Here is a 23,807-nt window from a genome sequence, read left to right as displayed (position 1 = left end):
CTCCCGCCGCGTACCGGACCGGTCAGGCGGGCAGCCGGAAATCGACGACGCGGAGCGCCGAGGGGGTCGTCCCGCTCGACTTCTCCTGGTACATGAACGACAGCACGTGGTCCGCCCTGACGCGGGATTCGTCGATCACGACCTCGCCGAAGGCGTTGAGGCCGCTGCCGTCGAAGAGCAGCGTCCAGTCCGTGTGGCCGGAGGCCTTCGAGGCGCCGGCGATCCGGCCGAAGGGGAAGATCGCGTAGGCGTTGTCGTACTTGTCCAGGACCAGCTTGGTGCGCTGGCTGGAGCCGAGGACGACGGGGATCTCCGTCTTCTGCCAGGTCCCGGAGGATCTCTTGCGGAGGTGGAAGGCCCGGCCGTCGGCGGTGCGGTCGCTGACGTAGTCGGTGGTGCACTGGCCGAAGCGGCCGGGGACGTAGCTGATGATCGCGTGCGGGAGACCGGTGGAGTCGGTGAACTGGCTCTCCTGGTTCATCAGGGAGTGGTCAGGATCGAGGGCGTCCACGACGAGTCCGCGGTCCGTGACGGCGACCTTGTCCGAGCCGCCCGTGGTGCCGACGACGGTGCCCGCGTCGTTGCGCCAGGTCCGGCCGCGGTCGGTGGAGTACACGTAGCCGGTGTCGTGGTTCGTGATGCCGCCGCTGGAGCACATGACGGCGCTGTTCTGCTCACGCCAGGTGAAGAACGCGTGCAGGCGGCCGTTGACGTCGTAGTCGATGCCGTGAAGGTACATGTTGCGCGCGGTCGAGGAGCCGTGCTCGCTGGTGTAGGTGCCGGTGGAGCTGGACCACTCGCCGAGGTCGGTCCACGTCGAACCGTCGTACTCGGCGAGCGCGTTGCGGCCGTTGCCGGAGATGCCGACCCGGTAGCTCAGCTGGAGCTTGCCCTCGGGGGTCGAGACGAACTGCGGGTAGGTGAACCGGGTGGTGAGCGGGAGACCGTCGAGAGTGGACTGGACGGCGCCGAAGACCGACGACGTCCAGGAGGTGGTCGCCGGGTTGTCGAGGAGCCCGGCGACGGACTTCACGTAGGAGAAGCCGTCGCTGTGCGAGTCCATGTTGAGGTGCAGGCGGCCGTCGGACCTGGAGACGCCCATGGAGACGACGTTGTGGGAGTCGTCGCTCTTGAGCTGGTGGGAGAGGGTGACGGTGGACCAGCTGGTCCCGCCGAGGGCGCGGCGGGCGACGACGGCGTTGCGGGTGGAGGTGTACCAGGCGGCGTACTGGTGGCCCTTGTAGGTCAGCAGGCCGTTCTTCTGGAACGCGTTGTTGTTGACGAGGCCGTCGTAGGACACGAAGAACAAGGCCCGGTCGTCGAGTCGGGTGGTGCCCGTCCTGGTGACCGAGGGGCCGGGGTCGGCGGCGCGTGCGGTGCCGACGGCGAGGACCGGGGACGCGGCCGCGCCGAAGAGGGCGCCGGACAGCAGGGTACGTCGTCTCATCTCGGAGGACTCCGTTGTCGTGCGAGAGCGGAAGGGAGGCGAGCGAGGGCTGTCAGGCGAGGTGGAACACCTCACTGAGGGGCTTCATCGCCTCGTCGGGGCGGGACCCGTCGAGGGATTCGAAGAAGGGGGACATCTCAGCCTGCCAACGGGCGTTGACCTCGGTGGCTTCCATGCCGGCGAGGGCGGCCTCGAAGTCCTCCGTCTCCAAGTAGCCGACGAGCAGCCCGTCGTCCCTGAGGAAGAGCGAGTAGTTGTGCCAGCCGGTGGCCGCCAGGGCTTCGAGCATCTCCGGCCACACGGCGGCGTGACGTTCGCGGTACTCGGTGAGCCGGTCCTGACGGACCTTGAGCAGGAAACAGACGCGCTGCATGAAGTACCGCCGCCTTCTCAGAAGTTGAACTGGTCGATGTTCCCGGCGTCGAAGACGGTCGGCTTGCCCAGGCTGATCACGCCGTCCTTGCCGATGGTGTAGCTGGTGCCGCCGGCCTTGAAGGTCTCGCCCTCGGCGCCGGTGATCTGACCGGAGACCAGCGCCACGGCCGTCTGCGCGGCGAGTGCGCCGAGCTTGGCCGGGTCCCACAGCTCGAAGGCGTCGACGGTGCCGTTCTTGACGTACTTGCGCATGTCGTTGGGGGTGCCGAGGCCGGTCAGCTTGACCTTGCCCTTGTACTTGGAGCCCGACAGGTACTGGGCGGCGGCCTTGATGCCGACGGTGGTCGGGGAGATGATCCCCTTCAGGTTCGGGTACTCCTGGAGCAGGCCCTGGGTCTGCTGGAAGGACTGCTGGGCGTCGTCGTTGCCGTAGGCGACCTTGACGAGCTTGATGTCCTTGTACTTGGGGTCCTTCAGCTCCTCCTTCATGAAGTCGATCCAGATGTTCTGGTTCGTCGCGGTCTGCGCGGCGGACAGGACCGCGATCTCACCCTTGTAGCCGATCTGTTCGGCGAGCAGCTGCACCTCTGTGCGGCCGAGGTCCTCGGCGGACGCCTGGGAGACGAAGGCGTTGCGGCACTCCGGGTTGGTGTCGGAGTCGTAGGTGACGACCTTGATCTTGTTGCTCATGGCCTGCTTGAGCGCGGTGCACAGGGCGCCCGGGTCCTGCGCCGACACGGCCATCGCGTCGACCTGCTGCTGGGTGAGGGTGTTGACGTACGACACCTGGCCCGAGGTGTCGGTGGCGCTGGAGGGGCCGACCTCCTTGTAGCCGGAGCCCAGCTCTTTCAGGGCCGCCTCGCCGCCCTTGTCGGCGCTGGTGAAGTAGGGGTTGTTGACCTGCTTGGGCAGGAAGCCGACGGTGAGGCCCTTCCTGGTGGCCGCGTTCGGGTCGGCCTTGCCCCCGGAGGCCGCGGCGCCGGTGCTCTCGTTCTTCACGTCCTCCTTGGTGGTGCCGCCGCAGGCGGTGGCGGCGAGCGCGAGGGAGGTGACGGCGGCGAGAGCCGCGCCCGTACGGCGAAGGGATGACTTGCGCATGACGAAGGGTCCTTTGTGAGTACGAGGGGAAGCGGGGAGCGTCTGAGAGGTCATGACGTCGGGGCCGGCGTCCCGGCCGGTGGCGGCGCCGACGCGGCCCGGCGGGCGGCCCGCGCGACGGCGATCTGGCGGGCGACCCGGGGGCCGAGCACGGAGAGGACGAGCAGGACGCCGGTGACGACGATCTGCGACTGGGCGGAGACGTCCTGGAGGCTCATCACGTTCTGTAGGGCGCCGAGCAGGAAGACACCGGCGACGGCTCCGCCGAGGGTGCCCTTGCCGCCGTCGAAGTCGATGCCGCCGAGCAGCACCGCGGCGACGACGGAGAGTTCGAGGCCGGTGGCGTTGTCGTAGCGGGCGCTGGCGTAGTGCAGGGCCCAGAAGACGCCGGTGAGTGAGGCCATCAGGCCGGTCAGCGTGAACAGGATCAGCTTCTGGCGCTTGACGCGGATGCCGGCGAAGCGGGCGGCCTCCTCGCCGGCGCCGATCGCGAACAACGAGCGGCCGAACGGGGTGGCGTGCAGGGCGACCACGGCGATCGCGAGGAGCACCACGAAGGGCGGGAAGGCCTGCGGGACGAAGGTGTCCCCGAGGCGTCCGGCCGCGAAGTCCAGGTACCGGGTGGGGAAGTCGGTGACCGCGTCGGAGCCGAGCACGATCTGCGCGATGCCCCGGTAGGCGGCCATGGTGCCGATGGTGACGGCGAGGGAGGGCAGCCCGAGGCGGGTGACCAGCAGGCCGTTGATCAGGCCGCACACCACGCCGAGCAGCAGGCAGACCGGGATGATCGCCTCGATGGTCATGCCCTGGTTCCACAGGGCGCCCATCACCGCGCCGGACAGGCCGGCCGTGGAGGCGACGGACAGGTCGATCTCGCCGGAGACGACCAGGAGGGTCATCGGCAGGGCGATCAGCGCGATGGGGAGCGTGTTGCCGATCAGGAAGGACAGGTTGAGGGCGTTGCCGAAGCCGTCCACGAAGGAGAAGGACAGCAGGAGCAGGACGATCAGAAGGGCGCCGACGACCGTGTCCCACCGGATGGCGCGGGCCAGCGACTCAGGCATGGCGGGCGTTCCTCTTCTTCAGTGCCGACGCCACCCGCAGCGCGACCACGCGGTCGACGGCGATGGCGAGGAGGAGCAGGATGCCGTTGATGGCGAGCACCCAGACGGAGCTGACGCCGAGGGCGGGCAGCACGCTGTTGACGGAGGTCAGCAGCAGGGCGCCGAGGGCGGCGCCGTAGACGCTGCCGGAACCGCCGGTGAAGACCACACCGCCGACGACGACGGCGCTGACGACGGTGAGTTCGTAGCCGGTGCCGGTGCCGGAGTCGACGTTGCCGAACCTGGCCAGGTACAGGGCTCCGGCGAGGCCGGCGAGGGCGCCGCAGAAGGTGTAGGCGACGAGGATCCGCTTGCGGACGGGGATGCCGGCGAGGCGGGCGGCCTCCGGGTTGGAGCCGAGCGCGTACAGCTCGCGGCCGCTGCCGAAGTGCTTGAGGAAGTAGGCGGTGGCCATGAGGACGACCAGGGCGATCATCGCGAGATAGGGCACGGCGGAGAGGCCGCCGGAGCCGAAGTCCACGAACCCCTCCGGGAGATCGGCCGCGGTGATCTGTCGGGAGCCGACCCAGATGGAGTCGACGCCGCGGACGACGTACAGCGTGCCGAGGGTGACGACCAGGGCCGGCACCTGGCCGAGGCTGACCAGGAGGCCGTTCAGCAGGCCGAAGCCGATGCCGAGCAGGACCGCCAGGACGACCGCCACGACCGGGTTGCCGCCGTCCTGGAGGTGGACGCCGGCGGCGAAGGCGCTGATGCCGAGAGTGGAGCCGACGGAGAGGTCGACGTTGCGGGTGATGACGACCAGGGACTGGCCGGTGGCGACCAGGACCAGGATCGTCGCGTTGAGCAGCAGATCCTTGATGCCCTGTGGTGACAGGAACTCACTGTTGCCGGCCTGGGCGATGGCGATCATCACCAGCAGGACGAGGAGGATGGCCAGTTCCCGTATCTTGAAGACGCGGTCCACCAGGCGGGTGCCGCTGGACCTGGCCACCTCGGCGGCGGGGGCTTCGGGAGCGGTCACCGTCATGCGGCCGCCCTCCCCGTGGCTGCGGCCATCACGGTCTCCTCGGTGGCGTCGGAGCGGGGGATCTCGGCGGTGAGCCGGCCCTCGTGCATCACCAGCACGCGGTCGGCCATGCCGAGGACCTCGGGCAGGTCGGAGGAGATCATCAGGACGGCGACCCCGTCGGCGGCCAGCTCGGACAGCAGCCGATGCACCTCGGCCTTGGTGCCGACGTCGATGCCGCGGGTGGGCTCGTCGACGATGAGCACCTTGGGCCCGGTGGCCAGCCACTTGGCGAGGACGACCTTCTGCTGGTTGCCGCCGGAGAGCGTGTTGACGGTGTCGGCGATCCGGGCGTACTTCACCTGGAGCCGGAGCGCCCAGTCGAGGGAGCGGCTGCGTTCGGCGCCGCGGTCCATCAGGCCCGCTCTCACCGTCGTACCGAGTCCGGTCAGGCCGATGTTGCGCTCGATGGACATGTCCATCACCAGGCCCTGGGCGCGCCGGTCCTCGGGGACCAGGGCGAGGCCCGCGGCCATGGCGGTGGACGGGGCGCCGTTGGTGAGGCTGCGGCCGTCCACCTCCACCTCGCCGGCGTCCCAGCGGTCGATGCCGAACACCGCGCGGGCGACCTCGGTGCGGCCGGCGCCGACCAGGCCGGCGAGGCCGACGATCTCGCCGCGCCGGACCTCGAAGGAGACGTCGGTGAAGACGCCCTCGCGCGTCAGCCGGCGCACGCTGAGGGCGACCTCGCCCGCCTCGACGTGCTTCTTCGGGTACAGCTCGTCGAGGTCGCGGCCGACCATCCGGCGCACCAGGTCGTCCTCGGTCATGCCGTCGAGGGGTTCGCCGGCGATCCGGGCGCCGTCACGCAGGGTCGTCACCCGTCGGCAGATCTCGAAGATCTCCTCCAGCCGGTGCGAGATGAACAGCACGGCGGCGCCCTGGTCGCGCAGGGTGCGTACGACCCCGAAGAGGCGCGCGACCTCGCTGCCGGTGAGAGCGGCGGTCGGCTCGTCCATGATCAGGACGCGGGCGTCGAAGGAGAGCGCCTTGGCGATCTCCACGATCTGCTGGTCCGCGATCGACAGACCGCGCGCGGGGCGGTCCGGGTCCAGGTCGACGCCCAGGCGCCGCATCAGGGCGGTGGTGGCCTCGCGGGCGGCCTTGTGGTCGATGCGGCCGAGGGCCCGCCGGGGCCGGCGTCCCATGAAGATGTTCTCGGCGATCGAAAGGTCGGGAAAGAGCGTGGGCTCCTGGTAGATGACGGCGATTCCGGCGTCGCGGGCGTCGCCGGGGCCGTGGAAGACGACGGGCTCGCCGTCGAGCAGCACCTGACCGGCGTCCGGTCGGTGCACTCCGGCGAGGGTCTTGATGAGGGTCGACTTGCCCGCGCCGTTCTCGCCGGCGAGGGCGTGCACCTCGCCGGGGAACAGCTCCAGGGAGACGCCCCGCAGAGCGCGTACGGCGCCGAAGGACTTGGAGACGTCCCTGAGCGCCAGCACCGGGGCTCGTCCCGTGTCGGACGGGTGGGTCATGGATGGCTCCTCGACGACGTACGCCGACAGTCCCCGAAGGGCGCCACGACGTCGTGAAAGGTTTCAACTGGATGGCCCGGACGTTAGGCACGACGGACAGGGCACGTCAATGGGTTCGTCTCGAAAAGTTTTCGATAGTCGACGGTCACACACCGGTCACGGAGAACGCTCCCGGACAGAGGGGTTGACACGCTCCCGGCAGGCTCATAGCTTCCCGTTCTGAATCGTTTCACCCGGAAGCCTTTCCGGAAGCCGCTCAGGTTGTCTTCCCGAAACCGATGCCACAGGAGCCCCAAGTGACCGACCTCGCCGCGGTGAAGGCCGCGCTGAAGACCCAGGCCGTAGAGACGCCGTCGTGGGCGTACGGGAACTCGGGGACCCGCTTCAAGGTGTTCGCCCAGGAGGGCGTGCCGCGCGACCCGCGGGAGAAGCTCGACGACGCCGCGAAGGTGCACGAGTGCACCGGCGTCGCCCCGACCGTGGCCCTGCACATCCCCTGGGACGAGGTGGAGGACTACTCCGCACTTGCGAAACACGCCGAGGACCGGGGGGTCAGGCTGGGGACGATCAACTCCAACACCTTCCAGGACGACGCCTACAAGCTGGGCAGCATCTGTCACCCGCAGGCCTCGGTCCGCCGCAAGGCCGTCGACCACCTCCTCGAGTGCGTCGACATCATGGACGCGACCGGCTCCACCGATCTCAAGCTGTGGTTCGCCGACGGCACGAACTATCCCGGCCAGGACGACATCCGGGCGCGGCAGGACCGGCTGGCCGAGGGCCTCGCCGAGGTCTACGAGCGGCTCGGGGACGGGCAGCGGATGCTGTTGGAGTACAAGCTGTTCGAGCCGGCCTTCTACACGACCGACGTGCCGGACTGGGGCACCGCCTACGCCCACTGCCTCAAGCTCGGACCGAAGGCGCAGGTCGTCGTCGACACCGGGCACCACGCGCCGGGCACCAACATCGAGTTCATCGTGGCCACGCTGCTGCGCGAGGGCAAGCTCGGCGGATTCGACTTCAACTCGCGGTTCTACGCCGACGACGACCTGATGGTGGGCTCCGCCGACCCGTTCCAGCTGTTCCGGATCATGTACGAGGTCGTCCGGGGCGGAGGGCTCGGCTCCGACGTGGCGTTCATGCTCGACCAGTGCCACAACATCGAGGCGAAGATCCCGGCGATCATCCGGTCCGTGATGAACGTGCAGGAGGCCACGGCGAAGGCGCTGCTGGTGGATCGGCCGGCGCTCAGTGCCGCGCAGGCGTCCGGGGACGTGCTGGAGGCCAACGCCGTGCTGATGGACGCCTACGACACGGACGTGCGTCCGCTGCTGCGTGAGGTGCGGGAGGAGATGGGGCTCGCCCCGGACCCGATCGCCGCGTACCGGGCGTCCGGCTGGGCCGAGAAGATCGTCGCCGAACGGGTCGGCGGGCAGCAGGCCGGCTGGGGGGCGTGAGCGTCCGCCTTCACCTGTCCGTCCCGGACTGCGGGCCCGTCGTGGCCGGTCGCGCAGTTGCCCGCGCCCCGAAGTAGTGCTCTCGCCCTCTGCAAGTAAGGACTGAAGGTTCATGACCACCCACCCCGAAGCCGCCGCTCTCCTCGCCCGGTCGCACCGGCTGGGCGCTGATCCGCGGAACACCAACTACGCCGGCGGGAACACCTCCGCCAAGGGCACCGGCACCGACCCCGCCACCGGTGGGGAGGTCGAGCTGATGTGGGTGAAGGGGTCCGGTGGAGACCTCGGGACCCTCACCGAGGCGGGGCTGGCCGTGTTGCGGCTGGACCGGCTGCGGGGACTCGTCGACGTCTATCCGGGCGTCGAGCGCGAGGACGAGATGGTCGCCGCGTTCGACTACTGCCTGCACGGCAAGGGCGGGGCGGCGCCGTCCATCGACACCGCCATGCACGGCCTCGTGGACGCCGCCCACGTCGATCACCTGCACCCCGACTCGGGCATCGCGCTGGCCTGCGCCGCCGACGGGGAGAAGCTGACCGCCGAGTGCTTCGGGGACCGCGTGGTGTGGGTGCCGTGGCGACGGCCCGGTTTCCAGCTGGGGCTGGACATCGCCGCGGTGAAGGCCACCAACCCGCAGGCCGTCGGGTGCGTCCTCGGCGGACACGGGATCACCGCCTGGGGGGACACGGCCGAGGAGTGCGAGCGCAACTCGCTGCACATCATCCGTACCGCGGAGGCGTTCCTGGCGGAGCGGGGGGAGGCAGACCCGTTCGGACCGGTCGTCGAGGGCTACGGGGCGCTGCCCGAGGACGAGCGCCGGGAGCGGGCCGCCGCGCTCGCGCCGTACGTGCGGGCGATCGCCTCGCGGGACCGGCCGCAGGTCGGGCACTTCGACGACTCCGACGTCGTCCTGGACTTCCTGGCCGCCGCCGAGCATCAGCGTCTCGCCGCGCTCGGCACCTCCTGCCCGGACCACTTCCTGCGGACCAAGGTGCGGCCCCTCGTCCTGGACCTGCCGGCCACCGCCACGGTGGCGGAGGCGGTGGCGAGGCTGAAGGAGCTGCACGCCGCCTACCGTGAGGAGTACGCCGCCTACTACCGGCGGCACGCCGGGCCCGACTCCCCCGCGATGCGCGGCGCCGACCCGGCGATCGTGCTCGTGCCCGGGGTGGGCATGTTCTCCTTCGGCAAGGACAAGCAGACCGCGCGGGTGGCCGGAGAGTTCTACGTCAACGCGATCAACGTGATGCGCGGCGCCGAGTCGGTGTCGACGTACGCGCCGATCGAGGAGTCGGAGAAGTTCCGCATCGAGTACTGGGCGCTGGAGGAGGCCAAGCTCCTGCGGATGCCGATACCGAAGGCGCTGGCCACGCGGGTGGCGCTGGTGACGGGCGCGGGCAGCGGGATCGGCAAGGCGATCGCGCACCGGCTGGTCGCCGAGGGGGCCTGTGTCGTCGTCGCCGATCTCGACGGGGACAAGGCGGCCGCCGTCGCCGAGGAGCTGGGCGGACCGGACAAGGCCGTCGCGGTGACCGTCGACGTGACCTGCGAGGAGCAGATCGCCGAGGCCTTCCGGGCCGCGGCGCTGGCCTTCGGCGGGGTCGACCTGGTGGTCAACAACGCGGGCATCTCCATCTCCAGGCCGCTGCTGGAGACCTCCGCGAAGGACTGGGACCTCCAGCACGACATCATGGCCCGCGGTTCCTTCCTCGTCTCGCGCGAGGCGGCCCGCGTGATGATCGCGCAGGAACTCGGCGGCGACATCGTCTACATCGCGTCGAAGAACGCCGTCTTCGCCGGTCCGAACAACATCGCCTACTCCGCCACCAAGGCCGACCAGGCCCACCAGGTACGGCTGCTGGCCGCCGAGCTGGGCGAGCACGGCATTCGCGTCAACGGGATCAACCCCGACGGCGTGGTGCGCGGCTCGGGCATCTTCGCGGGCGGCTGGGGCGCCGAGCGCGCGGCCGTGTACGGGGTGGAGGAGGAGAAGCTGGGCGAGTTCTACGCGCAGCGGACCATCCTCAAGCGGGAGGTCCTGCCCGAGCACGTGGCGAACGCGGTGTTCGCCCTCACCGGCGGCGAACTCACCCACACCACCGGTCTGCACATCCCGGTCGACGCGGGTGTGGCGGCCGCCTTCCTCCGGTGACGGCCGTGAAGTCGTACGCCGCGGTCGACCTCGGCGCCTCCAGCGGGCGGGTGATGGTCGGCCGCGTCGGCCGGGACTCGCTGGGGCTGGCCGAGGCGCACCGGTTCCCCAACCGGCCGGTGCGCGTGCCGGAAGGGCTGCGCTGGGACGTGCTGGGGCTGTACGCCGGGGTGCTGGAGGGGTTGCGGGCGGCCGGCCAGGTCGACTCCGTCGGCATCGACAGCTGGGCCGTGGACTACGGCCTGCTCGACGCCGACGGGGCCCTGCTCGGCAACCCGGTGCACTACCGCGACGCCCGCACGGAGGGCGTCGCGGAGGAGGTGTGGGGGCGCGTCCCGCCCGCCGAGCTGTACGCGGCGACGGGGTTGCAGTACGCCCCGTTCAACACCCTCTACCAGCTCACAGCAGCCCGCGGGAGCCGTCAACTGGTCCATGCGAAGCGGTTGTTGCTCGTCCCTGATCTGCTGTCGTACTGGCTGACCGGTGAGCAGGGCACCGAGCTGACCAACGCCTCCACCACCCAGCTCATCGACCCCCGCACCCGCGACTGGTCGTACGACCTGGCCGCGCGGCTGGACATCGACCTCGGCCTGTTCGCGCCGCTGCGGCGGCCCGGGGACGCGGCGGGGGTGCTGCGGGCGGAGGTGCTGGAGGAGACCGGGCTGGCCGGTCCCGTGCCGGTGACGGCCGTCGGGTCGCACGACACGGCGTCCGCGGTGGCCGCCGTACCGGCGACGGGCGAGCGCTTCGCCTACATCTGCACCGGCACCTGGTCCCTGGCCGGCCTGGAACTGGGCGGGCCCGTGCTCACCGAGGACAGCCGCGCCGCCAACTTCACCAACGAGCTGGGGCTGGACGGCACGGTCCGCTACCTCCGCAACATCATGGGGCTGTGGCTGCTCCAGGAGTGCGTACGGTCCTGGGGCGATCCGGATCTCGGCGGGCTGCTGCGCGACGCCGCCGGGGTGCCGGCGCTGCGGTCGGTGGTCGACGCGGGAGACGCCGCCTTCCTGGCACCGGGCCGGATGCCGGAGCGGATCGCCGAAGCGTGCCGTGCCTCCGGGCAGCCGGTGCCGCGGACACCGGCCGAGGTCACCCGCTGCATCCTGGACTCCCTCGCGCTCGCCCACCGGCGGGCGGTCGAGGACGCCCAGCGGCTGGCCGGCCACCCCGTCGACGTCGTGCACATCGTCGGCGGCGGCACTCGCAACGCGCTGCTGTGCCAGCTCACCTCCGACGCGTGCGGGCTGCCGGTGGTGGCCGGCCCGACGGAGGCCGCCGCGCTCGGCAACGTCCTCGTCCAGGCCAGGGCGCACGGGCTGGTCGGCGACCTGCACGCCCTGCGCGGGCTGCTCGCCAGGACCCAGCCCCTGACGCGCTACGAACCGCGGGGCGGGACCGGGCGCTGGCGGGACGCACAGGCCAGGATCGCCACAGGGTGAGCCGGGGCCTGTTACCGGTGCGGCCGCCGGACTACCCTGCACTCATCCGATGACCAACCCACGAGGAGCCGCGATGCGTGTCGCACTGTTCCTGACCTGTGTCAACGACACGCTGTACCCGGACACCGGCCGCGCTGTGGTGAAACTGCTGACCAGACTGGGTGTCGAGGTCGACTTCCCGATGGCTCAGACCTGCTGCGGGCAGGCCCACTACAACACTGGTTACCGGCACGAGACCGAGCCTCTGGCCCGCCATTTCTCCGATGTCTTCGGGGAGTACGAGGCGATCGTGACGCCGTCGGGGTCCTGCGGGGCGATGGTGCGCGAGCTGTATCCGCGGATGGGTGAGCGGGCGCGGGCCGAGGGCCGCGGCGACACCCTCGCCGCGACCCTGGCGCCGGTGGTGCCGAAGACGTACGAGCTGACGGAGTTCCTGGTCGACGTGCTCGGCGTGACGGACGTCGGGGCGTACTACCCGCACACGGTGACCTACCACCCGACCTGTCACGGGCTGCGAGGTCTCGGTCTCGCGGAGCGGCCCCGGCGGCTGCTGGGGGCCGTGAAGGGGCTGGAATTGGTCGAACTGCCCGGCGCCGAGGAGTGCTGCGGCTTCGGCGGCACCTTCGCGCTGAAGAACGCCGACGTCTCCGCCGCGATGGGCGCGGACAAGGTGCGCAACGCCGAGTCGACGGGCGCCGAGGTGCTGTGCGCGGCCGACAACTCGTGTCTGATGCACATCGGCGGCACCATGACCCGGCTCCGGTCGGGCCTGCGGCCGGTGCACATCGCGGAGATCCTGGCGAGCACGGAGGAGGAACCGGCCGTATGAGCGGGACGTTCGTCGGGATGCCGGCGTTTCCGGAGGCCGCCCACGAGGCGGTCGGCAACGCGACGCTGCGCGGGAATCTGCGGCACGCCACCCACACCATCCGCGGCAAGCGCGCGAAGGCGGTCGCCGAGGTCTCCGACTGGGCCCAGTTGCGGGAGGCGGGCAAGCGGATCAAGGACCACACGCTGCGTCATCTCGACCGGTACCTGGAGCAGTTGGAGAAGTCGCTCACGGCGGCGGGCGGCATCGTCCACTGGGCGGCCGACGCCGACGAGGCCAACCGGATCGTCACCCGGCTGGTCAAGGAGACCGGCGAGTCGGAGGTGGTGAAGGTCAAGTCCATGGCCACGCAGGAGATCGGGCTCAACGAGGCCCTGGAGGCCGCCGGCATCCGCGCCTACGAGACCGATCTCGCCGAGCTGATCGTGCAGTTGGGCAAGGACCGGCCCTCACACATCCTCGTCCCCGCCATCCACCGCAACCGCGGGGAGATCCGGGACATCTTCGCCCGCGAGATGGGCGAGTGGGGGCGTCCGGCGCCCGAGGGGCTGTCGGACACCCCGGCCGAACTCGCCGAGGCGGCCCGTCTGCACCTGCGCGAGAAGTTCCTGCGCGCGAAGGTCGGCATCTCCGGTGCCAACTTCATGGTCGCCGAGACCGGCACCCTCGTGGTCGTCGAGTCCGAGGGCAACGGACGGATGTGCCTCACCCTCCCCGAGACGCTGATCTCGGTCGTCGGCATCGAGAAGATCGTGCCGTCCTGGCGCGACCTGGAGGTCTTCCTCCAGACCCTCCCCCGCTCCTCCACCGCGGAGCGCATGAACCCCTACACCTCGACGTGGACCGGCACGACGGACGGGGACGGGCCGCGGACCTTCCATCTGGTCCTGCTGGACAACGGCCGCACCGACACCCTCGCCGACGAGGTCGGCCGCCAGGCCCTGCGCTGCATCCGCTGCTCGGCCTGTCTCAATGTCTGCCCCGTCTACGAGCGGGCCGGCGGGCACGCCTACGGCTCGGTCTACCCGGGGCCCATCGGCGCGATCCTCAGCCCTCAGCTCCGGGGCACCCAGAGCGAGATCGACGCCTCCCTGCCGTACGCCTCCTCGCTGTGCGGCGCCTGCTACGAGGTGTGCCCGGTCGCCATCGACATCCCCGAGGTGCTGGTGCATCTGCGGGAACGGGTCGTCCAGGGCGGGCCGGTGACGCGGGAGGGCGACAAGGCGGTCCTGAAGCCGGCCAAGGGGCACGCCGCCGAGCGGGCGGCGATGCGGGCGGCGCGCTGGGCGTTCAGCCGTCCCGGCGCCCTGCGCGCCGGGCAGCGGCTCGCCTCCCGCACGCGCCGGCTGCATCCGCGCTCGCTGCCCGGCCCCGGCAAGGCCTGGAGCGACACGCGGGATCTCCCGGCCGTACCCGCGGAGTCCTTCCGCGACTGGTGGCAGCGCACACAGGGCGGAAAGGACGGTGCCGAGTGAGCAGCAGGGAACGGATCCTGGGACGGGTGCGGCGCGCGCTGGCGGACGTGCCGCGGGACGAGCCACCGTACGAGGAGGCCGTCGGCCGCGGCTATCTGCGCGAGCACGGCGACCGGAGCGTCGAGGAGACGGTGGAACTGCTGGCCGAGAACCTCGCCGACTACCGGGCGGTCGTGCACCGCTGCGCCGCGCCGGACCTGCCGGCGACGATCGCGGGGATGCTGGCGGCGAGGGGCGCGAGGACGGTGCTCGCCCCGCCGGGACTGGACGCCGGCTGGCTGGCGGCCACCGACGCCGAGCGGCTCCCGGACACCGCCGGGGACACGCCCTACGAACTCGACCGGGCCGACAGCGTGATCACGGCGTGCACGGTGGCGGTGGCCGAGACCGGCACCCTGGTCCTGGACGGCTCCCCCGACCAGGGACGCCGCCGCATCACTCTCGTCCCCGACCACCACATCTGCGTCGTGCGCGTCCCGGACCAGGTGGTGTCCTCCGTCCCCCAGGCCCTCGAACGGCTCGACCCGGCCCGCCCGTTGACGTGGATCTCCGGCCCCTCCGCGACCAGCGACATCGAACTGGACCGGGTGGAGGGCGTGCACGGCCCGCGCACCCTGGAGGTGATCCTCGTGGGCTGAGCGCCCTTACAACTCGCGGCGCTCCAGGGGTTCCTGGGCCGGGCCCTGGATGACCTTGCCCTGCACGTCGAAGCGGGAGCCGTGGCACGGGCACTCCCAGGCCCGCTCCGCGCGGTTGAACGCCACCAGGCAGCCCAGGTGGGTGCAGCGCGCGGAGACGGCGTGCAGTTGTCCGTCCTCGTCGCGGTGGACGGCGCAGCGCTCCCCCGAGACGCGGACGACCGCGCCGTCTCCGGGGGCGATCTCGTCCACCGCCGAGCCGGTCCCCGTCGGCAGCCGGTCCCCCACGAAATGGCGGGCGACGTCGGCCTGGTGCTTGAGGAAGGTCGCGCCCTCGCGGACGACGGAGGCGATCCGCCGCGGGTCGTACAGGTCGGTCCAGGGGCAGTCGTGTCCGGTGATCCGGTCGCTGAGCAGCCGGCCCGCCATGATGCCGCCGGTCATGCCCCAGCCGCCGAAGCCGGTGGCCACGTACACGTTCCTGCTGCCGGGGTGGAGGGGGCCGACCAGGGGGACCGAGTCGGTGGAGTCGTTGTCCTGGGTGGCCCAGCGGTGTGTGAAGGTGAGGTCGCCGAAGTGCTCGGTGGCCCACTCGGCGAGCCTGCCGAACCTCTCCTCGACGTCTCCGCCCGCACCGGGGGTGAAGTGCTCGCCGGTCATGACGAGGAGGCGTCGGCCGTCGGGCAGGGGCGCGGTGCGCACGGAGCGCGTGTTGCGTTCGGGGGTGATGTACATGCCGTGCGGCGCGCGGTCGGCGTCGATCGGCGCCGCCAGCACCAGTTCGCGGCGCGGGGAGAGCCGGGTGAAGAGGAGCGCGCGGTCGAAGACGGGGTAGTGGGTGGCGACGACGACGGTGCGGGCCGTCACCTTCGTGGTGGACGCCGGGCTCTCCACGGTCAGTTCGCAGGGGTCGCCCTCGTGGAGGTCGGTGACGCGAGTGTGCTCGTGGATGGTGCCGCCGAGCCGCCGGATGGCGTCGGCGACGGCCAAGAGGTACTTGCGGGGGTGGAACTGGGCCTGGTCGGCGACCCGGACGGCGCCGGCGACGGGAAACGGCAGCTCGGTGTCGGTGACGTACTCGGCGGCCAGCCCCGCTTCCCGCGCGGCCTCCGCCTCGGCCTTCAGCTGGTCCGTGCGGGCGGGGTCCTCCGCGTAGGTGTAGGCGGCGGTGTCCTCCCATTCGCAGTCGATGCCCAGCTCGGCGGCGATCGCCGCCGCGTACCGGATGGCGTCCGTCTGGGAACGGGCGTACAGCCGGGCGCCTTCGGGGCCGCGCGTGCGCCGCAGACGGTCGTAGACGAGGGTGTGCTGGGCGCTCAGTTTGGCCGTGGTGTGGCCGGTGACGCCGGCCGCGATCCGGTGCGCCTCCAGGACGGCGACCGAACGGCCCCGCCTGGCCAGTTCCAAGGCGGTGCTGAGCCCCGCGATGCCCGCGCCGACGACGGCCACATCGACGGTGAGCGGCCCCGTCGGAGGGGGTGCCGGCTCACCGGGTGGCGCGGTCCGCAGCCAGTACGACCCGTGGATGTCCGCCTGCTGTTCCATGCGTCCCGAGTGCCCGCGACGGGGCCGGTCACACGACCGGGCCGGACCGGTCACACGACCGGGCGGGGCCGGCGGCGCGCAAGCCGCGCCGGGGGCGGGAAGCGGCTCTCCGGGGAGACACCCACAACGGCCGGTACCCCGCCCCGCCGGCCGTGGCGTGGCCCGGCGGGGCAGCGGCGGACGGACGGCGGGGCGGCGCGGAGCCACGACTCGGCTTCAGCCCGACCCAGTTCGCGGGCACACGCCGGACGGCCGACCCCCGCAGGACGGTCTTCGTGCCCGGTGACGTCCGCACATGAGCGACTCCCTCCCGCCCTGCCGCCGCCGTCGGATCACGGCGCCAGCCGGCGCCGGGGGCTCCGGCTGGATCCGGATCGGTGGCCACGGGAGAGTCGGCCGCCCCGGAACGCGCCCAGCCGGTAGGGAGGCGCGAGTGCCGCACCGTCCGCCGGCTCGGCGCGTCGGTCAGCCGTCCCCTCCGTCCGGTCGGCTAGGCTCAGTCGGCCTTCGCGTACTCCTGGGCCATCTGTCCGGCGAAGTCGTACACCACGGCCTGCTCGTCGCCGACCACCCAGGCGTCGTGGCCGGGCGAGCAGACGAACACGTCACCGGGGCCCACCTCGCTCTCGGCTCCGTCGTCCATGCGGATGCGCATGCGGCCCCGCACCATGTAGCCGTTGTGGTGGACCTGGCAGCTCGTGGTTCCCGCGATCGGCGCCACCGACTCGGACCAACGCCAGCCGGGTTCGAAGGTCGCCACGGCGAAGTCCAGCCCCGTCATGTGGACGGCCTCGAGGTGCCCCCGCGGGAAATCGCGTCGCTCGTCCGGCTTGTCGAGCGTCTTCACTTCCATCATGACGCTCCTCCTTCCGGCCGCGTTCGAGCGCGGCCGGGGCCGGTCTCCCCGGCGGCACCGGGGGTCACCGGTGGGGGCCGGCCCCCACACGTTCATCCTCCGCCCGCGACCCGGAGGCCGCCATTCGGGTGTACCGGCGTTCCTCGGGTGCCACAGGGCACCCCTCAGGCGCCGCCGGCGCAGAGCCGCGTGAAGCGTTCGGCGTCGATGTTGCCGCCGGAGACGATCACACCGACCCGACGCGGCAGTGGCCCCGTCCGGCCGGAGAGCAGGGCCGCCAGGGGGGTGGCACCGCTCGGCTCGATCACGATCTTCAGGCGTTCGAAGGCGAACAGCATGGCCGCGCGGATCTCGTCGTCGGAGACCAGCGCGATCTCGTCGACGAGCCGCCGGTTCACGGAGAAGGTGAGTTCGCCGGGCGTGTGCAGGGCCTGGCCGTCGGCGATGGTGTGCGGCACCGGGATCTCCACACGCCGACCCGCCTCCAACGACCGCCTCGTGTCGTCCCCGGCTTCCGGCTCGACGCCGACGATCCGGGTCCCCGCGTACAGCCCCTTGGTCACCGTGGCGCTGCCCGCGATCAGTCCGCCGCCGCCGACCGGCGCCAGCAGAGCCCCCAGTTCTCCGACCTCTTCCAGGAGTTCGAGGGCCGCGGTGCCCTGTCCGGCCATGACGTGCGGGTGTTCGTAGGGCGGAATGACGGTCAGGCCCCGTTCGGCGGCCAGGGCCTCGGCGATGGCCACCCGGTCGCCGCCGTAGCGGTCGTAGGTCACGACCTCCGCGCCGTACGCCTCGGTCGCCGCCCTCTTGGAGCCTGGGGCGTCGTCGGGCATGACGATCACCGCGGTGGTGCCGAGTTCCCGGGCGGCGAGGGCGACGGCCTGGGCGTGATTGCCGGAGGAGTAGGCGGCGATGCCGCGCGCGAGCTGCGCGGGGGTCAGCCGGGAGGCCGCGTGGTAGGCGCCGCGGAACTTGAAGGCGCCGACCCGCTGGAAGTTCTCGCATTTCAGGAGGACTTCCGAGCCGACGAGCGCGTCGAGGGTGCGGGAGCGCAGGACGGGGGTGCGGTGGGCGACGCCCTTGAGCCGGGCGGCCGCGTCGCGGACGTCGTCCAGGGTGATCGGCGGGCGGGTGGTCGTCACGGGTGGGCTCCCTCGGAGGTGGGGTGCGGGCCGGGCGCTGCGGCCGTGCGGGCCTGGGACAGGTAGCTGTAGGCGGAGGCACGGGAGATGCCGAGGCGGGCGGCGACCTGCTCGATCGCCCGGCGTACGGCGAACACGCCGCGTTCGTCGAGGGCGCGGAAGAGGGCGAGGCGCCGGGGCCGCTCCAGACCGGCCCAGGTCCGGTCGCGCGGCAGATGGGTGTCGAGGAGGGCGTCGACGACGGAGTCGATGTCGTCGCCGAAGGTGGTCACGGGTGGGTCCGCGGGCTGACCGGCACCCCCGGCCAGTGCGGCGAGCAGGCGCTGCGCGCGGCCTACCTCCGTGACGTCCACATTGACGCACAGGGCGCCGAACACCGTGCCGGCGGAGTCGCGCAACACCATCGTCGAGGACTTCACCGTCCGGCCGGTGCCGGTACGGGTGACGTAGTTCAGTTCGTCGTCGGCGTCGTCGCCGCGGGCGAGCACGCGCATGCCGATCTCGCTCATCGCCGCGCCGACGGTCCGCCCCGTGACCTCCCCGGCGACGGCGACCACGGAGTTCTCGGGACGCCGGTAGTCGTGCAGCACCACCTCGCACACCGGCCCGATGGTCGCCGCGACGCCGTCCACGACGGGCACGAGGGCGCGCAGGATCGCGTCCCGCTCGGCCTCGCGGGGCCTCTCGTCCGGGAGTTCCCCGACGGCCATGCCGCTCCCCTCCTCCGTGTGCCGTACGTCCTGTGCGCACGCCTCCCCATTAGACCATGGATCCAAGTATTGGACTACACGTCCAGAAAACGAGCACGCCCGTCCCTTTCGCGGGAAGCACGGATCAAGGGGTGGCATCGCCAATTGCCGCTTCCCTAGGATGGGTTGCCGACCGCGCCAGCCCTCGGCGTGGGCCCGGACTGGGGGAAAAGAGATGCAGTCAGGCAAGCAGCTGTCCACGTCGATCGATGCCACGGTGCCGACAGCCGCGCGCATGTACGACCACTATCTGGGCGGCAAGGACAACTACGCGGCGGACCGCGCGGCGTGCGAGGAACTCGACAAGGTCGTCCCCAGCACGCGCGCCCTCGCCCTGAACAACCGGCGCTTCCTCCAGCGGGTCGTACGGACCCTGACGCAGGAGTACGGAATCCGGCAGTACCTCGACCACGGGTCAGGCCTGCCCACGCAGAACAACGTGCACCAGGTCGCCCAGAGCATCGACCCGAGCGCGCACGTCGTCTACGTCGACAACGACCCGATGGTCCTCGTCCACGGCCGGGCCCTGCTGGAGCAGGACGAGCGCACCGCGGTCATACACGCCGACATGCGCGAGACCGAGGCGATCTTCACCCACCCCGACACCGAGCGCCTGATCGACTTCTCGCAGCCGGTGGCCGTGCTGTTCAACTCGGTCTTCCACTGCATCCCGGACAGCGAGACCGACGGCCCGCCGGCGGTGGTACGCCGCGTGATCGAACGCCTCGCGCCGGGCAGCTTCCTGCTGATGTGCCAACTGGTCAGCGAGGACCCGGAGCTCCGCGCGTTCGTCACGGACTTCATGGACCAGGCCACGCAGGGCCACTGGGGCCGGGTGCGCCAGGAGAAGGACATGGCCGCGCTGTTCGAGGGACTTGAGATCCTCGACCCCGGCCTGGTGGAGGTCTCCACCTGGCGGCCCGACACGGAGGTGGCGCCCCGACAGCTCACGCAGGAATGGATCGAGTTCGGCGGTGTGGCCCGGTTGCCCTGACCGGCCGCCTGCGCGCGCTCCCGGACAGGCACCGTTCAGGGAGCGCGGTAGCGGGTCTCCGCCGTCTCACGCAGGAGCACCAGGGAGTCACGGGGGCTGAGCGCCTCGTCGGCCAGCCGGTCCAGCGTGACCCGGTACTCCTCCGTCTCGTCCTGCTCCTCCAGGAAGGTGGCGCTTCTGATCTGCTCGAGGTAGACGACATCGGGCAGGTCGGAGCCGCCGAACCGCAGATAGGTCACGGGGATCGACGGCTCGCAGGCGTGGGTGACGTCCAACGGCACCACCTGAACGGTCACATGGGGCAGCTCGGCCATCTTCACCAGGTGGTCGAGCTGCTCCCGCATCACCTCGGGGCCGCCGAGCACGCGCAGCAGCACCGACTCGTCGACGACGGCCCACAGTTGCGGGGCGTCCTGCCGCTCCAGGAGCCGGGTGCGCCGCGTGCGCAGTTCCACCCGCCGCTCGACCTCGCGAACGGGCGCCGTCGGCAGGCCCCGCTCGACGACGGCCCGGGTGTACGCCGGGGTCTGCAACAGTCCCGGAACGTACTGGATCTCGAAGGTACGGATCGTGGTGGCCGCCTCCTGGAGTCCCACCAGGCGGTCGAACCACTCGGGCATCAGCCGCTTGTCGTAACGCTGCCACCAGCCCGGCTCACCCGCCCGCCGCAGCAACTGGAGCAGGACGGAGGCCTCGTACGCGTCGGTCCCGTAGAGGTTCAGAAGCGCGCGGACGTCACCTTCCGTCGGAGGACGGCGCCCCTTGCCCGCCTCGATCCGCGACAGCTTCGCGGGGCTGAACCCGACCGCACGCGCGGCCTGGTCCTGGGACAGCCCGGCGTTGTCGCGGATACCCGCCAGCTGTACGCCGACGAGCATTTTCAGCAAGGTCGGGGCGGGCTCGGCCCGGTTCAGATACGGTTCGAGGCGGGAGACGCGAGGCGACTCGGCAGACATCCTGACTCCCCGTTCTGGCGTGCGTTGACCGGCAGACGACAAAGCCCATTGTCGCACCCGAAGGCCACCGACCGCACGTCGTACGGGAATTGACTCCGCTCGCGCCGCTCCAGGTCCGGCTCGGGCGAGCGCATGCCGTCACAGCAGGTGGTCGAACTCCCCGCCCTTCGCGCCGGCCACGAACGCCGCCACCTCAGCCGGCGTGTAGACCAGCGCCGGCCCTTCGGGATCACGGGAGTTGCGCATCGCGACCCCTCCCCCCTCCAGGACGGCCACCTCGACACAGTTGCCCTCGGCGCTGCTGTGACTGCTCTTGATCCAGCGGGCGCCCAGCGCGCTGGCCCGGACTCCGTTCGGCACTGACGACACTGCAACCCTCCTCGCTCGAACGCGCAATTTCCCGTGAAATTGCACGAGGACTTCGTCAGCGTGGATAATAGCCGTGTCGTCAACCGCACTTCCCCCGCCCTGTACTGACGTCGCCTCAGGGAGATGCCGTGTCATCACCTGCCCGGTTCCGGAGTCACGAGTCCGTCCGCGACTCGCCCCGAACGGCCGTGCTGCACCTCTCGGGCAGTCGGGAGGGATTCGCCGAGGCGCGGGACTTCACCCACCGCACCCTGGACGGCTGGTCCCTGGAGCACTGCGCCGACGACGCGCTGACCGTCGTCACCGAACTCGCCGCCAACGCCGTCCTGCACGGCCTGCCGGACCCGCCCGAGGAGGGCGGGGACGTACGGCTCAGGCTCGCGCTGCGCCGTTCCCACCTGGTGTGCGCCGTCACCGACCCGAGCGGCGAGCTGCCCGTCTACCCCCGCGCCGGAGATTCGCTGCTGGAGCACGGCCGGGGACTGCACATCGTCGACGCCCTCTCGGAGCACTGGGGCTGGACCCTTCGCCCCCCCGCGGGCAAGACCGTCTGGGCCATGCTCCCGACCCGTACCCCCACCTGACATGACTGCCATCAGGAGATCCACGCCGCTCGAGGACCTCGGCCATGTGCCGTGGCCCGAGATGGCCGACTCGACCGGGTCCGCCGAGGCCATCCCGGTCCTGCTGACCACCGTCGCCCGCGGCGACGCCGACACCGCCGGGCCCGCGCTCGGCCAACTGCGCCAGCGCATCTGCCAGTACGGCTTCGTGGTGGGCCAGGCGACGGCGGCCACGGTGCCCTTCCTCTGGGAACTCGTCCGGCTCCCGCAGGTCACCTGCCGTGTCGAGATACTCCAGCTGCTGAAGAGCATCGCCGACGCCCGGCAGTGGGAGACCACCGCCGCCGTGTATCCCAAGCTGCTGCGCCGCCGCGAGAAGTACGTGGAATGGGAACGCGACGCGCGCCACGCCGTCCACGCCCAGCGCGGCGTCCTGCGCCACCTGCTCGACGAACCGGACCACGACATCGTCCGGGCCAGCCGGGAACTCGCCGCCACGCTGACCGGCCGATGACGCGTTAGGTTGTCGCCCATGAGCAACCTTGACCGCTCGCCCGTGCCCAGCGTGTGCGGCGGACGCGGATTCGTCGTCGCCGAGCCCGTGCGTGAACTGCTGAGCCCCCGGCACGTCCGGCTCGGGGAGTCGACCGAGGTGCGCCGGCTGCTGCCGAACCTCGGCCGCCGCATGATCGGCGCCTGGGCTTTCGTCGACCACTACGGACCGGACGACATCGCCGACGAACCCGGAATGCAGGTTCCGCCCCATCCGCACATCGGGCTCCAGACGGTCAGCTGGCTGCACGAGGGGGAGGTGCTGCACCGCGACTCCACCGGAAGCCTCCAGACCATCCGGCCGCGCGAACTGGGCCTCATGACCTCGGGCCGCGCGATCAGCCACTCCGAGGAGAGCCCGAAGTCCCACGCGCGCTATCTGCACGGAGCCCAGCTCTGGGTCGCCCTGCCCGACGCCCACCGGCACACCGACCCGCACTTCGAGCACCACGCCACCCTGCCCACGGTCAAGGCCCCCGGCCTCACCGCGACCGTGATCCTCGGCGACCTCGACGGCGCGACCTCACCGGGCACGACGTACACCCCGATCGTCGGCGTCGACCTCGCGCTCACCCGTGGCACCGACGTCCGGCTGCCGCTCGTCCCCGACTTCGAGTACGGCGTACTGGCGATGTCGGGCGAGGTACGCGTGGACGGCGTCCCCGTGCTGCCGGGGTCCATGCTCTACCTCGGCTGCGGCCGCGGCGAACTGCCCCTGCGCGCCGAATCCGACGCGGGCCTCATGCTGCTGGGCGGCGAACCCTTCGGCGAAGAACTGATCATGTGGTGGAACTTCGTCGGCCGCACCCAGGCCGAGATCGAACAGGCTCGTCTGGACTGGATGAAGGGGGCCCGTTTCGGTGACGTGAGCGGCTACGACGGCGCCCCGCTTCCGGCCCCCGACCTGCCCGCGACCCCGCTGAAGCCGCGGGGCCGGGTTCCTTAGACGGGCGGACGGGGAAGTGGCCGCCGTCCAGCCCGAAAGGCTTGTGGAATATTCAACCATCGGTGCGCGGTTGTGCTGGCCGAAGGAGGCCACGAGTGGACACGATCTACGACACCGAGTACTACGCCCACGGAACGCCGGCCGAGCGCTGGGAGCGCGCGAGGCTGTTCTTCGACGCCAAGGAGTACACCGCCGCCGCGCGGGTCCTGGCCGGGCTGGTCGAGGAGGTGCCGGAGCAGACCGGACCGCGGCTGCTGCTGGCCCGCGCCTACTACCACTCCGCCCAACTCGGCCGCGCCGAGAGCGAGTTGCGTGTCATCGTGGAGCGCGACCCGGTGGAGCAGTATGCCCGGCTGATGCTGGGCCGCACCCTGGAGCGGCAGGGCCGGCACGCGGAGGCGGGCCCGCACCTGCGGATCGCCTCGGCACTCACGGGTGACTTCGAGGGAGCCTGAGGCAGGGCCCGCGGCGGGCCCGGCAGATCCGGGAGCGGGGGGGGGGGGGGGGGGGGGGGGGGGGGGGGGGAGGAGGGGTGGGATGTAGGAACAGGAAGGGAACCAACCCACGTGGCGAGGGAAAATAACAAAAAACAAAAAAACAAAAAAAAAAAAAAA

Annotated in this window: 23 protein-coding genes; 11 read left to right on the top strand and 12 right to left on the bottom strand. The window is 71.3% G+C overall.

From position 1 onward, the window contains the following. Positions 1 to 22: 22 nt before the first annotated feature. From ACZ5Y0_RS08165 to ACZ5Y0_RS08140, 6 genes are read right to left on the bottom strand one after another with little or no spacing between them, the layout of a single operon-like run. Positions 23 to 1,447, bottom strand: a complete 1,425-nt coding sequence (locus ACZ5Y0_RS08165) for a BNR repeat-containing protein (protein WP_469127795.1) — start codon at positions 1,445 to 1,447, stop codon at positions 23 to 25. A 52-nt stretch (positions 1,448 to 1,499) separates the two neighbouring features. Continuing rightward, a complete protein-coding gene (locus tag ACZ5Y0_RS08160) occupies positions 1,500 to 1,820 on the bottom strand; it encodes an L-rhamnose mutarotase (protein ID WP_469127794.1) in 321 nt (106 codons plus the stop codon). A 17-nt stretch (positions 1,821 to 1,837) separates the two neighbouring features. Then, positions 1,838 to 2,920, bottom strand: coding sequence for a rhamnose ABC transporter substrate-binding protein (rhaS, locus tag ACZ5Y0_RS08155; protein ID WP_469127793.1), 1,083 nt, complete (start codon positions 2,918 to 2,920; stop codon positions 1,838 to 1,840). Positions 2,921 to 2,970: 50 nt separating this feature from the next. Next, the gene (locus ACZ5Y0_RS08150) at positions 2,971 to 3,984 is read right to left on the bottom strand and encodes an ABC transporter permease (RefSeq protein WP_469127792.1); all 1,014 of its coding nucleotides are present in this window, start codon (positions 3,982 to 3,984) and stop codon (positions 2,971 to 2,973) included. Beyond that, positions 3,977 to 5,014 (bottom strand): ABC transporter permease, encoded by a 1,038-nt coding sequence (locus ACZ5Y0_RS08145; protein ID WP_469127791.1) that lies wholly within the window; start codon positions 5,012 to 5,014, stop codon positions 3,977 to 3,979. Before ACZ5Y0_RS08145 ends, ACZ5Y0_RS08150 begins: the two co-directional genes overlap by 8 nt. Further along, complete coding sequence (locus ACZ5Y0_RS08140) at positions 5,011 to 6,528, bottom strand: sugar ABC transporter ATP-binding protein (RefSeq protein WP_469127790.1); 1,518 nt, start codon at positions 6,526 to 6,528, stop codon at positions 5,011 to 5,013. Before ACZ5Y0_RS08140 ends, ACZ5Y0_RS08145 begins: the two co-directional genes overlap by 4 nt. 296 nt (positions 6,529 to 6,824) lie before the next feature. Here ACZ5Y0_RS08140 and rhaI point away from each other — a divergent pair, with 296 nt between their 5' ends. The 6 genes from rhaI to ACZ5Y0_RS08110 all read left to right on the top strand — a co-directional run bounded on the left by rhaI (position 6,825) and on the right by ACZ5Y0_RS08110 (position 14,521). Next, positions 6,825 to 7,985 (top strand): L-rhamnose isomerase, encoded by a 1,161-nt coding sequence (gene rhaI / locus ACZ5Y0_RS08135; RefSeq protein WP_469127789.1) that lies wholly within the window; start codon positions 6,825 to 6,827, stop codon positions 7,983 to 7,985. A gap of 112 nt (positions 7,986 to 8,097) precedes the next feature. Next, complete coding sequence (locus ACZ5Y0_RS08130) at positions 8,098 to 10,137, top strand: bifunctional aldolase/short-chain dehydrogenase (protein ID WP_469127788.1); 2,040 nt, start codon at positions 8,098 to 8,100, stop codon at positions 10,135 to 10,137. Positions 10,138 to 10,190: 53 nt separating this feature from the next. After that, a complete protein-coding gene (locus tag ACZ5Y0_RS08125) occupies positions 10,191 to 11,579 on the top strand; it encodes a rhamnulokinase (RefSeq protein ID WP_469128031.1) in 1,389 nt (462 codons plus the stop codon). A gap of 73 nt (positions 11,580 to 11,652) precedes the next feature. Then, entirely contained in the window at positions 11,653 to 12,408 is a 756-nt protein-coding gene (locus ACZ5Y0_RS08120) for a (Fe-S)-binding protein (protein WP_469127787.1), read from the top strand. Continuing rightward, complete coding sequence (locus ACZ5Y0_RS08115) at positions 12,405 to 13,883, top strand: LutB/LldF family L-lactate oxidation iron-sulfur protein (protein ID WP_469127786.1); 1,479 nt, start codon at positions 12,405 to 12,407, stop codon at positions 13,881 to 13,883. Before ACZ5Y0_RS08120 ends, ACZ5Y0_RS08115 begins: the two co-directional genes overlap by 4 nt. Continuing rightward, entirely contained in the window at positions 13,880 to 14,521 is a 642-nt protein-coding gene (locus ACZ5Y0_RS08110) for a LutC/YkgG family protein (RefSeq protein ID WP_469127785.1), read from the top strand. Before ACZ5Y0_RS08115 ends, ACZ5Y0_RS08110 begins: the two co-directional genes overlap by 4 nt. Positions 14,522 to 14,527: 6 nt before the next feature. On the opposite strand, the gene ACZ5Y0_RS08105 is transcribed toward ACZ5Y0_RS08110, so the two are convergent. The 4 genes from ACZ5Y0_RS08105 to ACZ5Y0_RS08090 form a co-directional block, all read right to left on the bottom strand. Further along, a complete protein-coding gene (locus ACZ5Y0_RS08105) occupies positions 14,528 to 16,066 on the bottom strand; it encodes an FAD-dependent oxidoreductase (protein ID WP_469127784.1) in 1,539 nt (512 codons plus the stop codon). Between the two features lie 496 nt (positions 16,067 to 16,562). Beyond that, positions 16,563 to 16,922 carry a cupin domain-containing protein gene (locus ACZ5Y0_RS08100; RefSeq protein ID WP_469127783.1) on the bottom strand — a complete coding sequence of 120 codons (360 nt, stop codon included), beginning with the start codon at positions 16,920 to 16,922 and terminating at the stop codon, positions 16,563 to 16,565. A gap of 164 nt (positions 16,923 to 17,086) precedes the next feature. Continuing rightward, a complete protein-coding gene (locus ACZ5Y0_RS08095) occupies positions 17,087 to 18,064 on the bottom strand; it encodes a pyridoxal-phosphate dependent enzyme (protein WP_469127782.1) in 978 nt (325 codons plus the stop codon). Next, positions 18,061 to 18,774, bottom strand: a complete 714-nt coding sequence (locus ACZ5Y0_RS08090; protein WP_469127781.1) for a helix-turn-helix transcriptional regulator — start codon at positions 18,772 to 18,774, stop codon at positions 18,061 to 18,063. The genes ACZ5Y0_RS08095 and ACZ5Y0_RS08090 overlap by 4 nt, the downstream gene beginning before the upstream one ends. 214 nt (positions 18,775 to 18,988) lie before the next feature. Between ACZ5Y0_RS08090 and ACZ5Y0_RS08085 the strand changes: the two genes are divergently transcribed. After that, positions 18,989 to 19,807: an SAM-dependent methyltransferase gene (locus ACZ5Y0_RS08085; protein ID WP_469127780.1), complete on the top strand. Its 819-nt coding sequence runs from the start codon at positions 18,989 to 18,991 to the stop codon at positions 19,805 to 19,807. 35 nt (positions 19,808 to 19,842) lie between these two features. Here the strand turns inward: ACZ5Y0_RS08085 and ACZ5Y0_RS08080 are convergent, their stop codons facing one another. Further along, on the bottom strand, positions 19,843 to 20,763 hold the full coding sequence (locus ACZ5Y0_RS08080; protein WP_469127779.1) for a helix-turn-helix domain-containing protein: 921 nt from the start codon (positions 20,761 to 20,763) through the stop codon (positions 19,843 to 19,845). A gap of 138 nt (positions 20,764 to 20,901) precedes the next feature. Continuing rightward, positions 20,902 to 21,132: a DUF397 domain-containing protein gene (locus ACZ5Y0_RS08075; RefSeq protein WP_469127778.1), complete on the bottom strand. Its 231-nt coding sequence runs from the start codon at positions 21,130 to 21,132 to the stop codon at positions 20,902 to 20,904. A gap of 128 nt (positions 21,133 to 21,260) precedes the next feature. Between ACZ5Y0_RS08075 and ACZ5Y0_RS08070 the strand changes: the two genes are divergently transcribed. From ACZ5Y0_RS08070 to ACZ5Y0_RS08055, 4 genes are all read left to right on the top strand, one after another. Next, positions 21,261 to 21,716 carry an ATP-binding protein gene (locus ACZ5Y0_RS08070; protein ID WP_469127777.1) on the top strand — a complete coding sequence of 152 codons (456 nt, stop codon included), beginning with the start codon at positions 21,261 to 21,263 and terminating at the stop codon, positions 21,714 to 21,716. A gap of 1 nt (position 21,717) precedes the next feature. Beyond that, positions 21,718 to 22,209 carry a hypothetical protein gene (locus ACZ5Y0_RS08065; protein WP_469127776.1) on the top strand — a complete coding sequence of 164 codons (492 nt, stop codon included), beginning with the start codon at positions 21,718 to 21,720 and terminating at the stop codon, positions 22,207 to 22,209. Between the two features lie 18 nt (positions 22,210 to 22,227). Then, a complete protein-coding gene (locus tag ACZ5Y0_RS08060; protein ID WP_469127775.1) occupies positions 22,228 to 23,193 on the top strand; it encodes a pirin family protein in 966 nt (321 codons plus the stop codon). 95 nt (positions 23,194 to 23,288) lie between these two features. Beyond that, positions 23,289 to 23,648 carry a tetratricopeptide repeat protein gene (locus tag ACZ5Y0_RS08055; RefSeq protein ID WP_469127774.1) on the top strand — a complete coding sequence of 120 codons (360 nt, stop codon included), beginning with the start codon at positions 23,289 to 23,291 and terminating at the stop codon, positions 23,646 to 23,648. Positions 23,649 to 23,807: the final 159 nt, after the last annotated feature.

The sequence above is a fragment of the Streptomyces sp. NPDC033216 genome (genome assembly GCF_055577115.1).
This window is presented reverse-complemented; position numbering and strand designations above follow the sequence as displayed.